Below are 14,158 nucleotides of genomic sequence, written 5' to 3' on the forward strand. Positions count from 1 at the left end.
ACAATCGGCACCATAACGGCACCATAATGCTCTGGGATTGAGTTTTTTTTTAATATGTAAGTCAATGTATTGTAGTTGTTTAGATATGGTAGCCCGGGCGGGAATCGAACCCACGGCCAACTGCTTAGAAGGCAGCTGCTCTATCCTCTGAGCTACCGGGCCGGATGATGACTTATTAATATCGTCCGTTTTTACTGATTTTCAAGCGCTAATGAAGCATTTTCGACAGGATTGATGCGATTTTGTCGGCGGCTCCCGCCGGATGTGTGGTATATTCATTCAAACTGCCGGGACGCTGATAGGTGATGGCGGATTTCAGCAGCTCCTCCAGAGGGGGGCGGAGGTCCAGCGCGTTTGTGTTGTATTCGCGCGCCAGGCGGCGCAGCGCCGAAGCCAGTTCCGCGGATTCCGCGCGCAACGATTCCGGGCCGGGCAGAGCCGCAAGCGTCACCTGCCGGATGTTCGGATTCGCCTTGAGCTTCTCAATCAATGCCGAAATATAGCGGTCGCGCAGCCACGGTTCGGTTCCGGCAAGGTGGGACGGGCAGGGGAGCAGCAGCAGCGCGCTGGTCGCATCGCTGGCGGAGATCCGGGGCCAGGAAGCCGCTATCATCGCCGGAAGCGGGGACGGTTCGGACGGAGCAGGCACGAAATCCAGTTCGCGCCCGGAGGCTTTCAGGTTGAGTTCCAGCTGATGGCTGAAACTCATCTCGCCGGTTCCGAAATCCTCGCCGATCACCAGTATCTTACGGTCCTTGCGCAGTTCGTCATCGAGCTTGCGCAGCAGCTCCCAGTTGCGCAGTTCCGCCAGCGTCGGACGGTGCTGCAGCAGGATCGCCCGGTTGCCTTCCCCGTCGATCAGCCCCTCCGGGGTCGCCGTCAGTTTCAGATCGGCTCCGACCGGCACGATCCGGATCTTCCGGCTGTCGAATTGCAGGCCCGGCATTTCCAGTGTCAGCTCGTAGGTCTCGGTCTTCCTGAGCGGCGTGCCGCGGAAAGTCAACGGCAGCTTGAGAGAGAGGTCAGCGGCGAAACGGTCGAAGCGTTCATCCGGCTTGGCCGGGAGCGACAGCGTTTTGCGCTCCTGCTGCAGGATGGTTGGGGCGTCCGCGATGGAACGCAAGCTGAAGGTGATGTCGATGGCTTCAGGAAGTTTGGAACAGATTTCCGCCTGACCGTCGAGCGTCTCATGATCGTACAGCGTAGCGGGCAGCCACAGCTTCAGGAAGATATCCGCCGGAACCGGGACGACCGCGTCCTGCCGGTCGCGGCTTTCCACCGGCAGCATCAGCGGTTCGCCGTTTTTGCAGGTGAAAGCCAGGCCGGTATTGCCCCGCGTCGGCAACGCAATCCGTTTGGGAAGTTCGGAAAGCGGCCGGGATTCGGAGCCGTTCCAGGTGAACTCCACTCCCTCCTGTTCGCCGCGGACCGTGAATTGAGCCAGTTCCAACTTGCTCTGCTTGCCGGTGTAAAGCTGGTAGTGCGCGTGGCGGTTGATGACCGGCAGTTTGCGGCCTTCGCGGTTTTCGAGGGCGGAAATGCTCAATGGCCGCGCCGGTTCGAAGTCGTCGGAAGTCAGCAGCCGGAACGGCTCGTTCTCTCCCCGGCGCATGGAGAGCAGCATCCGCCCCACGCCGGTATTCAGGCGGTGGTAAAGCTCGAAATCGTGGCTGCCGCGCGTCAGCTTGCGCTTGAAACGGACGGTTTCCGCCGGAGTTCCGCCGGTCCCGTGGTGGCGGCCGACGGTTTCGCCGTCCAGCCGGACCAGGGTGAGGGCGTTGCTCAGCAGTTCAAATTCATATTCCCCGTCCTCCGGAATCTGCAGCATCCCGTAGAAGCGGCAGCTGTAGTATTCCGAGGTTTCCGGGGGGCGGGTCATCATCTGCACTTCGGTCGCGATATAGTCGCGCCGCCAGCGGCGCGAGACGATGCCGAGCAGGTCCCGTTCCGGTCCCTCCGGCGCATCGATTTGCACCTGCTGATAGCGTTTGGCCAGCTTGGCGCTTTCATTGATCACCCATTTCAACTGGTTCTTCAACTGCTGCTGCCGGTTCCGTTTCCGGTTGGCCAGTTCGCGCGCCGTGCTGCGGCCTCCCGACAGGATCGCCAGATATTGGGCGCGGCGCTGGCCGGCGTTGCGGGAGGCGATCCGGCGGCTGTTGCGTTCAAGCGCCTGCAACTGCTGTCTTGCGCGGGGCGGTTCCAGCGGCAGGTCGGAGTTGAGATGGAGCGCCATCAGCAGCCGGTAGGTCTGCCAGGCGGAGTGCCGGATCATCCAGCGGCTGCTCCGGGCGATGGCGTTGTTCCGGTTGCTGATGAATTCCGGCACGGTGCAGATCTGTCCGCCGCCGCCGAAGAAAGTCATATTCAGACGCTCGGGGGGAGGACAGGGAATGCCGGGATTTCCCCATTGGTCTGCAGGCTGTTCCGGCGTGACCCCTAGGTAAATCCGGTACTCCGGGGCGCCCTTCGCCGGATGGACCGCCAGCGAACCGTTGTCGCGCAGCCGGAAGCCGACCGGTTTGCCGCCGGCGAACACCTTCAGGGATTTCGCCGGAACCGGCAGCAGAATTTCACTGAGGTCCAGCGAGGAGGGGGCATCGGCCTTTTCCGGTTTCGCCGTGATCCGGTAGGGAGCCTCCGGCACCTGCCAGTCGGCGGCATTGAGTCCGGTGAGGGTAAGCAGCAGGAACAGGATTCTACAGGAAGGACGCCGCATTATTTCGCCTCCGTTTTTTCCAGTTTGAATGCAAGGTCGAGACGGAATGACGGGACGGCGAAGGTGACCGGCTTGCCCGCTTCCACATTCAGCTTGAGTTCTCCCGGAAGGCACTCCCCGGTGAGAGGAACGAACCAGCGCAGCAGATAAACGCCGCCGGTCAGGTTGTGGCCGGCGAGTGTGACGGAACCGGGTCGGGTTTCGGGAAATTGGTTCGGATCGTCCGGATACTCAAGCATCGCGTTGCGGTTGTAGATCCAGCCGTAGGCGGCTGCGGGCAGGGAGAGGCCGAGCGACTCATATTTCTGCTGGTTGGCCGGAACCGCGACGGCCGGCGTAAAATAGACTCGCTCTTTGCCGCGCAGGTCGATTCCCGCCAGATAACGGGAGAAGCCGAGGTAGTGTTGGTAATGATTCCGGAGATGGACGAAGTCGTGCCACCACAGGAACGGAGTTCCGGCGAGGCGCACGAAAAGCGAACTCCACAGTCCGCTGTGGATGTCGGCGAGAACCTGGCGTTCGCTGCTGCCCTGCGGGTTGCCGCCGAATTCGGTGATCAGCTGCGGCTTGTTGTAACGCATATTCTGCTCATAACCGCGCAGGTGGTCGACGAAATGAATCTGCGGGGAGCGGTAGGCATCCCCCGCCAGATGGGTGATCGAAGGGTTGTCGAAGAGCTTGATGAAACGCCGCACGTTGTTGTAGTCGCTGCAGAAGTGGATGCTGACCGGCAGGTCCGGCCGGGAGTTGGCCTGCAGGAATGCGGCGGCTTTTTCCGCCCACCGGATTGCGCTGCCGTCGTTGTAGCGGCCCCAGTAGTCTTCGGTCAGGTCCACCTCGCTCCACAGTTCGACAGCCATCAGGTTGGGGGCGTTCCCCCAGCGTGCGGCGATATAGCGGGCCCGTTTGCGGTCGTTCTTTTCCGCGGCTTCGCTGCGGAAGAAGTCCGCGGGGTTGGCGAGGAAGCCGCCGTTGGCCTTCGCATACGGGGTGGTCGAGTTGATCGGATTGTCCTGCCACTCCGGGTCGGAGCGGTCGCTGAGGCGGCCGTGGTTGTCGAGGATCAGATTCAGGTAGATGCCGTTCTTGCGGGCCTGCTCGAAAATGTGGTCGAGCTTCCAGGCGGCTTCGAGGTTGTAGCGGCCGACACCGTAGTTGCCGGCGCGGGTCGCGTCGTGTTCGATCGCGTAGGTCCAGCCGGCCATCCAGATTTCCACCGCGTTGATGCCGCCCCTGCCGCAGGCTTCGAGGTAGTCGTCGTAGTCGAAGGTGCCGCGGTCGGGGAGCTGGCCGAACTTGAAGCCGAATTCGCTGCGCCGGTCGGTGTTGGTATGAATGTTCAGGCCGACCGGAAAAAAGAACTCTCCGGTTCCCAATTCGAAGAACGGATCTTTCTCCGAGGCGCGGACAAGGCCGGGACGTCTGGAGGGCAGTGCGGTGAAGCTTTTCCAACTGCCGGTGACCGTCTCTCTGGCCGTTTTATCTGCAATGACCGCCCGGAGTCGATATTCGCCGGGAACGGGAGGAGTGAAACGGAATTCCCAGAACCCCTGTCCTATCGGCGTGGCCGTTTCACGGGTATGGTGGAGCCGGCGTTCGTAATCACGGCTGTAAAAGGCGGGCAGCCGGGTGAGCTTCCCATTCGGCGCTTTGATTTCAAAATCCACGGTGACTTCATCCGGATCGAAGGGATTGAAAAACTCGCGCAACAGCCGGAAGCGGCCCTGGAACAGGGCGTTGGCTTCTCCCTGTTCCGGGAAGTGGCAGTCGAGCAGCGCGAGCTTGCCCGGTTCCCGTTTGCCGGTGCGGGCCGCGTTGCGGACCTCCAGGGTGAATTCACGCTTTTCTTCCCCGTAGACGGAGATGCCGCCTGCGTAAAATTCGGTTGCGGCCATCGCGTCGAAAGTCGCCGTATGCCCGACGCCGCGCCAGACCGCGCCGGTGCGGTCCAGCCGGGCGGAGAGCTTCTGCCAGACGCCCGGCGCCAGACGGTACTCCTCGATGGTCTGGTACCAGCGGCCGTCCTTGTCCTTGAAAAACAGCCAGGCGCGGACCGGATCGGGAGTATCGGTAATTACCCGCGCTTCCAGCTCGAATTCGGCTGCTTCAAACGCTTCGCGGGAGGGGCGGAACGTGGCGCGGTCCGGCTCCCGGTAGAGTTGCGCGGAGCCGGGGAAACGCACGGTGACGGCGGCTTCGCCGGGGGCTTCCGGGGAGGAATGCGGCGTATTCGTGCCGTCCGCTTTCCACACACCGGTAAGTTCCGCCGCATTCAGCAGCGGCAGGAAGGCAAGTGACAGGATCGTCGGGAACAGCGCGGAAATTCGTCGCATGCGGTTAAAGCTCCCTGATTTTGAGGTTGCCGGGACTCGCCGCGGCGGATTCCCGGATCCGGTCCAGTTGAGGACCGATATTGGAGAGGGCGCGAGCCGCCAGATGCTCGGGGACGGTTGCTCCGTTCCGGTCGAGCTGGTCGAAAAGATCGCAAACCGTCTGGCGTTCTGTGGGCCGCCCCGGCATGAAGAGTGCAACGCTGCCGGAGTTCTCTACGCGCTCAAACACCCCGGCCTCCACCAGTTCCCGGGCCAGCGGCTGCAGCCGGATCATCGGGATCGGCAGCGCGGCGCACAGTTCGCTGAAGGCGGTCGGCCCCTTGCCGTCGTCGAAATTGCGGTAGACGATCCGGGCCAGCGCGAGCTGGTATTCGCGGCGCAGCCGCAGGCTCAACGGGCCGGTATCCATCCGGTCGAAGAGTCCGGACGAGGCGTTCTGGTGCACGTAGCCGATCTCCGCTCCGAACAGCGCGATCTGCCACGACCATTGCAGCCAGATCAGGAAAAGCGGCAGCGCCGCGAAGCTGCCGTAGATGGTGTTGTAACGGTAAAGGGCGCTCTGTACATAGATGAAGCCGTCCTGAAGCAGCTGGTAGAGCATTCCGGCGACGATTCCGGAGAGCAGGGCGGAGCCGAAGCGCACCTTCGTATTCGGCACCAGAAAGTAGATCAGCGTGAAGAGCAGAATCACCAGCAGCAGCGGAAAAAGCTTGATCATGATCGAAAACAGGATGAAACCCGCCCCGCCGAGCCACGGCATCCCCGCGAGGATGTGTCCCATCATGCTCCGCATGAACACTCCGGCGCTGCTCATCACCACCAGGATGATCGGAGTGACCAGGATGATCGCCAGATAGTCGCTGAACCGGCGGAACATATTCTTGCGGGTCGGCAGGTTCCAGACCGCGTTGAACGCGCGTTCGATGTTGGATGCCAGCCAGATCACCGTCCAGATCAGCGCGATTACGCCGACGCCGGCGACCACGCCGCCCTGCGCTTCCTTGAGGGTGGTATCGGCGAACTGGTAGATCCAGTTCAGCACATCCTGATGGTTCGCGAATTTTTCCTCCAGGAACACCTGGAGCTTGTCTTCCAGCGAAAACCCTTTGGCAATGCCGAAAACCAGCGCCATCACCGGCACCACCGCAAACAGTGTATAGTAGGTGAGCGCCACCGCCCGCTGGCTCTGGTGGTCGCTGCCGTAGCGGCGCGCGCTGCAGTAGAAGGTACGGCTCAGCTTGCCGAGCCACGAAAGCTGTGTATAGGGAATATCGTCCCCGAGTACGTTGTGGTGAATCCAGGCTGAGCGGTCCTTCATCGGCGGTCACTTTCCGTTTTTGGCGGCGTTCAGTTTGTTGCCCCACGAATCCTTCAGCGTCACCGTGCGGTTGAAAACCGGCTTGCCGGGGGCGCTGTCCGGGTCGACGGTGAAGTAGCCGAGCCGCTCGAACTGCACCGTGCTGCCGGAGGCGAGCTTGGCCAGTTCCGGTTCGAGCCGGCCGGTCACGACCTTCAGCGAATCCGCATTGAGCTGGGTCAGGAAGTCAACTCCGTCGGCGCCGGGCTGTTCGACGCTGAACAGCCGGTCATAGAGCCGGACCTCTGCCGGAACCGATTCGGAAGCGGAAACCCAGTGGATCGTTCCCTTGACCTTGCGGCCGTCCGGCGCGCTGCCGCCGCGGGTGGCCGGATCGAAGCTGCATTTCAGCTCGATCACGTTGCCCGCCGCATCGGTGACGACCTCTTCGCACTTGATGAAGTAGCCGTAACGGAGACGGACCTCTTTGCCGGGAGCGAGGCGGAAATAGCCCTTGGGCGGTTCCATCATGAAGTCGCTCTTTTCAATATAAAGTTCGCGTGTGAAAGCCAGCTTGCGGCAGCCCGCCGCCGGGTCTTCTGGATTGTTGACCGCGTCGAGCGGCTCCACTCCCTCCTCCGGGAAATTGGTGATGGTCACCTTGAGCGGGTCGAGCACCGCGAGGAAACGGGGAGCGGAGGAGTTCAGCTCTTCGCGGACGCAGTATTCCAGCACCGCCACGTCGGTCAGGCCGTCGAATTTGGTCACGCCGACCATCTTGCACAGGCGGCGGATCGCGGAGGCCGGAATGCCGCGGCGGCGCATGCCGGACAACGTGGGCATGCGCGGGTCGTCCCAGCCGTGCACATGATTCTCCTTGACCAGCTGCAGCAGTTTGCGCTTGCTCATCACCGTGTAGGTCAGGTTCAGCCGCGAGAATTCGGTCTGCTGCGGCCGGTCCGGGAATTTGTAGCCGAGCGAGTCGAGCACCCAGTCGTAAAGCGGCCGGTGGATTTCAAACTCCAGCGTGCAGAGCGAGTGCGTGACTCCTTCGAACGCATCCTCCAGCGGGTGCGCGTAGTCGTACATCGGGTAGATGCACCATTTGTCGCCGTGGCGGAAGTGGTGGGCGCGGCGGATGCGGTAGATCACCGGGTCGCGCATGTTGATGTTGGGCGAAGCCATGTCGATCCGGGCGCGCAGCACCTTGGCGCCGTCTTCGAATTCCCCGGCGCGCATCCGGGCGAAAAGGTCGAGGTTCTCCTCGACGGAGCGTTTGCGGCCGGGCGACTCCTTGCCGGGATTGGCGAGGTCGCCGCGGTATTCGTCCCACTCCTCGGCGGAGAGGTCGCATACGTAGGCTTTGCCGCGTTTGATCAGCTCGACCGCGCACTCGTACATCCGCTCGAAGTAGTCGCTGGCATAGTAAAGATGTTTGCCGAAGTCGAAGCCCAGCCAGCGCACGTCGTTCTGGATGGACTCCTCGTACTCGGTGTCCTCCTTGGTCGGATTGGTGTCGTCGAAGCGCAGGTGGCAGACGCCGTTGTTTTCCGCCGCGATGCCGAAATCCAGGCAGATCGCCTTGGCGTGGCCGATATGCAGATAGCCGTTGGGTTCCGGCGGGAAGCGGGTGACGACCTTGCCGTTGTATTTGCCGCTTTTCATATCCGCCGCGACCATCTCGCGGATGAAATCCAGCGGCGCCGCGTTGTTTTCAGTAGTTTCAGCCATGATAAAATCAAACTCCGTAAATCAGTTGCACGATATTTTTGAAAAAATATACCATCATAAGTGCGGTTTGCCAAATCGGGACCGGGATATTCTTGAAGGAAAAAATAGAACCGCGACAATTTCCGTACTCCGGCGGGAGAAAAAAGCGAACCTGACCGTTTCAACCGGCCGAACGGAGCCGGCGGGAGGTGTGGGGGGGGCCGGGTACGTACGGACTGTCGATTCCGTCAGGTTCGCAACAGCATCAACATCATCAGTCTGCTGTTTTCAATATAGCCTGAAAAGTTGACTGAATCAAGTTTATCATAAAAATAAATTATTTAACACCGTGTGCAAGTTTCCTTATGACACGCGGCGACAGGAAAGGAGAACAACTCTTTCCCGAAATCCTCTTGAATAATAAGAGGGGAGGATGTATTTTTACTGGCGGAAATTCACAGGCACAGGAAATGGAGCAGCGGAACCGATGAACATGGTCAGGCGGATTTTGATTCCGGAACAGCCGTTCCGGGAAAGACGGCCCGGGGCGGCGTGGCCGGAGTGGGGTGTATGGCCCGCGAAATGGATTGCTCCGGCAGAAGGTGAGGCGGCAGGAATGCGTGCGACCCTGTTCCGGTGTGACATTGAGATGGAACGGCAGGAGACGGTGCGGCTGCATCTGGCGGCCGACGCGGTTTACCGGTTCTGGATCGACGGTGTTTATGTGGCCTCCGGGCCGGAGCAGGGGGACCGGAACCATACCTTTTTCGATACGTTCGACTGGGAGGCCGGAGCGGGAGCGCACCGGCTGACGGTGCTGGTGACGAGCTTCGGCGGTTCGGGGCCGTTTTCCCGGATGGAGTTCGCCCACGGGCTGCTGCTGGCGGCGGAGGGCGCGGCCGGAGCGCGGCTGAACAGTTGCGCCGCCAACTGGCGCGCCGCAGGAATTGCCGGGATCGCCGGGAGGAATGTGCTCTATGGCGCCGGGAGTGTGGGGCAGGAGTTGGTGTTCGACCTTGCCGGATGGCCGGAGGGGGCGGAGCGCGGCGAAGGAGTCGCGTTCGGGCCGGTCGTCGAAGGCGAATCGGGGAGCAATGCCGGAATGCGCAACGAGTACCGGCCGGTTCCGCTGCTGGAACCGGCGGCCCTGCCGGAGATGGCGGCAGCTCCGGTCGGCGGCTGGCGCGTGGTGTGCGTAAGCCCCAGCGAAGGGCGACGGCTTCCCGCGGACGGCGGCGATTCGGAGCGCGCGGCGGAGTGGGAGAGGGGGCTGAAGCAGGGAAATATGCGCGTGCCGCCGCATTGCAGTCTGCGGGTGCTGCTTGAACTGGATGATTATTACTGCGGCTGTCCGGAGCTGACCGTTTCCGGCGGCGCCGGTTCCGAGCTGGCGGTCGGCTGGTGCGAGGCGCTGGCGGTCACCGACGAGCCGTCCGGGCGCAAAGACGACCGCCGGGAGTGGCGGGGGCGGTATTTCCACGGCATTTACGACCGTTTCCGCATGGACGGGCGGCTGGGCGCGGAATTGTTCACGCTTCACTACCGGGCGGGGCGGTTCGTTTCAATCGAGGTGCGGACCGGGGCGGAACCGCTGGTGATCGACCGTTTCAGCCTGCGCGAAAGCCGCTATCCGGTGGAGTTTGCCGCTGCTTTCGAGTGCGGGGACGACCGGTTCGCGGAGTGTTTCCGCCTGGCTTGCCGGACTTTGGAAATGTGTTCGCACGATACCTTTATGGATTGCCCGTTCTACGAGCAGCTGCAGTATGTCGGCGATACCCGGATTCAGGCGCTGGTCACGCTGGCCGCGACGCCGGACGACCGGCTGGTGCGCAAAGCGTTGCGGCTTTTCGCCTCCAGCCAGCTGGAATCCGGGCTGGTGCAGTCGCGCTATCCGTCGCGGGTCACGCAGGTGATTCCGACTTTCACCCCGTACTTTGTCGGGATGGTGCTCGACTGGGCGAAGTGGCGCGGCGGAGCGTTGGCGCGGGAGCTTTTCCCGGCGGCGCGGCGCGGAACGGACGCCTTTGAACGGTGGCTGAACCGCGACGGCCTGCTGGAAATCAACCGCAGCTGGAACTTTGTGGACTGGCCGGGCTGGAAGTGGGGCGTGCCGCCCGACGGGGAGTTCGGCGTTTCCGGCGTGCTGAATGCGCAGTATCTCTATACGCTGGAGATGACGCGTGAACTGTGCGAGTTGATGGAGGCCCCGGAGCTGGCGGCCCATTACCGGCGGCGGCTGGCGGAGCAGTCGGAGCGGTTCGTGCGCGCTTTCTGGCGGCCCGATGCGGGGCTGTTCGCGGATTCGCTTGCCGGCGATGCGTTTTCGGAGCATGCGCAGGTGTTCGCGCTGCTTTCCCATGCGCTGCCGGAGGAGATCCGTGAGCGGTGCGCGGCGACGCTGTTCCGCCGCCGCGACCTGACGGAGGCGACGGTCTACTTCACGTTTTATCTGTTTGAGGTGTACCGCGAGTTCAACCGCCCGGATCTGCTGGTCGAGCGGCTGAAGATTTTCTTCGATATGAACACGCTCGGGCTGAAAACCATGCTGGAGGCGCCGGAGCCGTCGCGCTCCGACTGTCACGCATGGAGCGCCCATCCGATCTGGCACTTCCTGACTTCGCTGCTGGGGGTGCGCCCGGCGGGAGCGGGATTCCGGCAGGTCGAGGTGCGGCCGCAGTCCGGCCCGCTGCCGTTCGTGCGCGGGAAAGTGTGCCACCCGGCGGGGATGATCGAGGTCGAGTGCGATGCGCATTCGGCCCGGGTCGTGCTGCCGGCGGGCGTGACGGGAAGGTTTATCGCGCCGGACGGCCGGAGCTTTGCGCTCGGCGGCGGCGCGGATCAAATTGAATTTCAACCGTAACTGACGAGGACATGTAGTATGGATGTATTTCCGCTCTGGAGCAAGATCGAATCGGCCGGCACCGGCAACCCGAAGGATGATTTCGATCCGTGTATTCAAACCTATCTTCTGGAAAAAAGCGATAAACCGCGCGGCGCGGTCGTGGTGTTCCCCGGCGGCGGCTACTCCTGCCGGGCGCCGCATGAAGGCGAACCGATCGCACTCAAATTCAATGAGCTCGGCTTCCACGCGTTCGTGGTGCAGTACCGGGTCGCGCCGTACCGCTTCCCCGCGCCGCAGCGGGATGCGTTCCGGGCGATCCGGCTCATCCGCAGCCGGGCGCAGGAGTGGGGCGTGAATCCGAACCAGATCGCGACGCTCGGCTTTTCGGCGGGCGGACATCTGTGCGCCTCGACCGGAACGCTGTACCGGGAGATCGACGCGGACGCGGGGGACGAGGTGGACAACTTCCCGTGCCGCCCGGATGCGATCATCCCGTGTTATCCGGTGATCAACCTGACCGACGGCATCGCCCACCGCGGCAGCGGCGAAAACCTGCTCGGCGACAAAATCAATACGCCGGAAGCGGCGAAGTTGGATCTGGACAAGCGCGTTTCGCCGGATGATCCGCCGGCGTTTCTGTGGCACACCGCGGACGACGGCGCGGTGAATGTGGAAAACTCGATCCGTTTTGCGCAGGCGATGTGGAAGGCGGGCGTGACCTGTGCGTTGCATGTGTTCCCGCATGCGCCGCATGGCGTCGGCCTCGGGCTGGATTACCCGGACATCGCGGTGTGGCCGGAGCTGGCCGCGAAATTCCTGACCGTGAACTGCAAGTTCACTGCGGGGAAGTAACCGGATTTTTTTCAGAAACGTGAGGAGGTTTTATGTACTTTGATCCTGTCTATTTCCTGTTTCTGCTGCCGGGCCTGCTGCTGGCGGCATGGGCGAGCTGCAAGACCAAGACGACCTTCGACCGTTATTCGGAGGTGACGACGGCGGCGGGGATGACCGGGGCGCAGGCGGCGGCCCGGCTGCTGGCCGACGCCGGAATCCGCGACGTCCGGATCGAAGAGGTCGGCGGTTTCCTCTCCGACCACTACGATCCGGCGAACCGGGTGCTGCGGCTGTCTCCGTCGGTGTACGGTTCCAATTCGATCGCCGCGATCGGGGTGGCCTGCCATGAGGCGGGCCACGCGATCCAGCATGCGACCAGCTACGGGCCGCTCGGGATGCGCAGCGCGCTGGTGCCGGTGGTGAATTTCTCCAGCCCGGTCTCCTATATTCTGATGGTGCTGGGATTCATTCTGGCGGCGCCGGGGATGATCTGGCTCGGGGTGATCCTGTTTTCGATGGCGGTGCTGTTCACGCTGGTCACGCTGCCGGTCGAATATGACGCGAGCCGCCGGGCGAAGCTGCTGATGGTGGAGGCCGGGATCGTGACGCCCCATGAGGAGCGGGCGGCGGCCGAGGTGTTGAACGCGGCGTTCCTGACCTACGTGGCTTCGGCGGTCAGCGCGCTGCTGACGCTGCTTTATTACCTTTACCGGCTCGGGGTATTCAGCCGGCGGGATTGAAAAAGGGCGCTTGAGGATGTATATTGTCCCTGAACTGATTGTTCCGGGATAAGGGAAGGATGGCTCGTGTGGCAAAAGAACAGTTGAGATATTCCGCGAAATTCAAGCGCGATTACGTCGCGATGCTGGCGGTGGCGATTTTTTTCGCGATCATTTTCTGCGAGGTGGCGCTGGCGGTCAGCATTCCGGCGTATCTGCATAAGGAGAATGCGATGGCGCTCGAGGTGAGGCGGCTTCAGCTGCTGGAGTCGTTCGACGGGGCGCGCAGCCTGGCGAACAACGTGAAACCGGCCCAGGAGGCGGCGGAGCTGGAGGCGCGGCTGCTGCGCTGGGACCTGAATCTGCTGGCGAATTACCTGCGGACCGAAGCGCCGAAGCTCACAAGCTCCGAGATTTCCGAACTTCAGGCCACGGTGCGGGACATCACTTATTTCCTGGCCCGGCTGCGGGAAGGCAGGAGCTTCTGTTCGGAACGGAAGCTGGATACGTCGATTTACATGGATTCCTTGTTGGAGGCCTCTGCGGCGAAGCAATGAACGATATTTCACGTCTGGAAGCGGTCATCAGTGGATTTTCCGGCAAGCGCATCGCGGTACTGGGCGATGTGATGCTGGATGTGTATCTGTGGGGCAAGGTGACCCGGATTTCGCCGGAAGCGCCGGTGCCGGTGGTCAATGTCGAGCGGCGCACGAGCTGTCTCGGCGGCGCGGCGAATGTGATGCGCAACGTCGCGACGCTGGGGGCGAAATCCTTCGGTTTCGGGATGGTCGGGGCCGATCCGACCGGCGACGAGGTGATTCAGGCGCTGGGGGAGTACCGGATCGATGCGGCGGCGGTGCTGCGCGACGCGAACCGCCGGACCACGGAGAAAAAGCGGGTGATCGCGGGCGGCCAGCAGTTGTTCCGCGAAGATTACGAGGATACTTTCAGCGCGGACGACGGACTGCGCCGCAAGCTGGTGGACGGGATCATCGACCTGATCCGCAAGCGGGAGCTGGATGCGGTGATCTTCGAAGATTACAACAAAGGCATGCTGGCGGAGTGGATGCTTGAGGAGATTATCGTCGAGGCGAAAAAGGCCGGGGTGGTCACGGCGCTGGATCCGAAGCCGAACAGCATGCGTCCGGTCAGGGGGATCACGGTGATCAAACCGAACCGGCTGGAGGCGTTCGCGCTGGCGGGAAGGCCGGACCGGAGCGGCGGGACGGTGGCTCCGGCGCAGGACCGGGAGCTGACCGCGGTTGCCGCGGAGCTGTTGAACGCCTGGGAGCCGGAGCATCTGCTGATTTCGCTGGCGGCGCAGGGAATGGCGCTTTACGACCGGAGACATCCGGAGCCGCAGGTGATTCCGACGCGGGCGCGGGAGGTGTTCGACGTGTCGGGTGCGGGCGATACGGTGACCGCGACGTTCGCGTTGTCGCTGGTTTCGGGAGCGACACCGGTGGAAGCGGCGGAGCTGGCGAACCGGGCGGCAGGCGTGGTGGTTGCGAAAGTGGGCACGGTGCCGGTGCTGTTCGAGGAGCTGAAACAGGCGCTGTTGTGCTGCGAAAAAAAATAAAAAAATTAAAATAAAATAAAGGCCGCGAAGCGGCCGACCCGCATCGGCACGTTGCCGGTCGCAGTCCGCGCGCGAATTGCGCCGGTCGCTGTGACCGCGCAGGCGCGGGTCCGGAGCGCAGCGAA

9 protein-coding genes and 1 tRNA gene are annotated in these 14,158 nt (G+C 62.6%); 5 read left to right on the forward strand and 5 right to left on the reverse strand.

What is annotated here, in order from left to right:
- Window positions 1-86: 86 nt before the first annotated feature.
- From C8D82_RS02080 to C8D82_RS02100, 5 genes are all read right to left on the reverse strand, one after another.
- Window positions 87-162 (reverse strand) — tRNA-Arg (locus tag C8D82_RS02080).
- A gap of 46 nt (window positions 163-208) precedes the next feature.
- Entirely contained in the window at window positions 209-2,719 is a 2,511-nt protein-coding gene (locus C8D82_RS02085) for a hypothetical protein (protein ID WP_116882608.1), read from the reverse strand.
- Window positions 2,719-5,052: a hypothetical protein gene (locus tag C8D82_RS02090; protein WP_116882609.1), complete on the reverse strand. Its 2,334-nt coding sequence runs from the start codon at window positions 5,050-5,052 to the stop codon at window positions 2,719-2,721. The genes C8D82_RS02085 and C8D82_RS02090 overlap by 1 nt, the downstream gene beginning before the upstream one ends.
- Window positions 5,053-5,056: 4 nt before the next feature.
- The gene (locus C8D82_RS02095; RefSeq protein ID WP_116882610.1) at window positions 5,057-6,370 is read right to left on the reverse strand and encodes a YihY/virulence factor BrkB family protein; all 1,314 of its coding nucleotides are present in this window, start codon (window positions 6,368-6,370) and stop codon (window positions 5,057-5,059) included.
- Window positions 6,371-6,376: 6 nt separating this feature from the next.
- Complete coding sequence (locus C8D82_RS02100; protein ID WP_116882611.1) at window positions 6,377-8,080, reverse strand: glutamine--tRNA ligase/YqeY domain fusion protein; 1,704 nt, start codon at window positions 8,078-8,080, stop codon at window positions 6,377-6,379.
- Window positions 8,081-8,546: 466 nt separating this feature from the next.
- Between C8D82_RS02100 and C8D82_RS02105 the strand changes: the two genes are divergently transcribed.
- The 5 genes from C8D82_RS02105 (at window position 8,547) to C8D82_RS02125 (ending at window position 14,033) form a co-directional block, all read left to right on the forward strand.
- Window positions 8,547-10,919, forward strand: a complete 2,373-nt coding sequence (locus C8D82_RS02105) for an alpha-L-rhamnosidase-related protein (protein WP_165832776.1) — start codon at window positions 8,547-8,549, stop codon at window positions 10,917-10,919.
- 18 nt (window positions 10,920-10,937) lie between these two features.
- Window positions 10,938-11,753, forward strand: a complete 816-nt coding sequence (locus C8D82_RS02110) for an alpha/beta hydrolase (RefSeq protein ID WP_116882613.1) — start codon at window positions 10,938-10,940, stop codon at window positions 11,751-11,753.
- Between the two features lie 32 nt (window positions 11,754-11,785).
- Window positions 11,786-12,475 carry a zinc metallopeptidase gene (locus tag C8D82_RS02115; protein WP_116882614.1) on the forward strand — a complete coding sequence of 230 codons (690 nt, stop codon included), beginning with the start codon at window positions 11,786-11,788 and terminating at the stop codon, window positions 12,473-12,475.
- A gap of 68 nt (window positions 12,476-12,543) precedes the next feature.
- Window positions 12,544-13,011, forward strand: a complete 468-nt coding sequence (locus C8D82_RS02120; protein WP_116882615.1) for a hypothetical protein — start codon at window positions 12,544-12,546, stop codon at window positions 13,009-13,011.
- On the forward strand, window positions 13,008-14,033 hold the full coding sequence (locus tag C8D82_RS02125) for a bifunctional heptose 7-phosphate kinase/heptose 1-phosphate adenyltransferase (RefSeq protein ID WP_116882616.1): 1,026 nt from the start codon (window positions 13,008-13,010) through the stop codon (window positions 14,031-14,033). Before C8D82_RS02120 ends, C8D82_RS02125 begins: the two co-directional genes overlap by 4 nt.
- Window positions 14,034-14,158 lie beyond the last annotated feature (125 nt).

Origin of the sequence: Victivallis vadensis (assembly GCF_003096415.1) — a bacterium.
Lineage (GTDB): Bacteria > Verrucomicrobiota > Lentisphaeria > Victivallales > Victivallaceae > Victivallis > Victivallis vadensis.

Bases quoted from the DNA above. Each gene is read 5' to 3' on its own strand.
- C8D82_RS02110 (WP_116882613.1), top strand. From the start codon at position 10,938: ATGGATGTATTTCCGCTCTGGAGCAAGATCGAATCGGCCGGCACCGGC.
- C8D82_RS02090 (WP_116882609.1), bottom strand. From the start codon at position 5,052: ATGCGACGAATTTCCGCGCTGTTCCCGACGATCCTGTCACTTGCCTTC.
- C8D82_RS02105 (WP_165832776.1), top strand. From the start codon at position 8,547: ATGAACATGGTCAGGCGGATTTTGATTCCGGAACAGCCGTTCCGGGAA.
- C8D82_RS02100 (WP_116882611.1), bottom strand. From the start codon at position 8,080: ATGGCTGAAACTACTGAAAACAACGCGGCGCCGCTGGATTTCATCCGC.
- C8D82_RS02095 (WP_116882610.1), bottom strand. From the start codon at position 6,370: ATGAAGGACCGCTCAGCCTGGATTCACCACAACGTACTCGGGGACGAT.
- C8D82_RS02085 (WP_116882608.1), bottom strand. From the start codon at position 2,719: ATGCGGCGTCCTTCCTGTAGAATCCTGTTCCTGCTGCTTACCCTCACC.
- C8D82_RS02115 (WP_116882614.1), top strand. From the start codon at position 11,786: ATGTACTTTGATCCTGTCTATTTCCTGTTTCTGCTGCCGGGCCTGCTG.
- C8D82_RS02125 (WP_116882616.1), top strand. From the start codon at position 13,008: ATGAACGATATTTCACGTCTGGAAGCGGTCATCAGTGGATTTTCCGGC.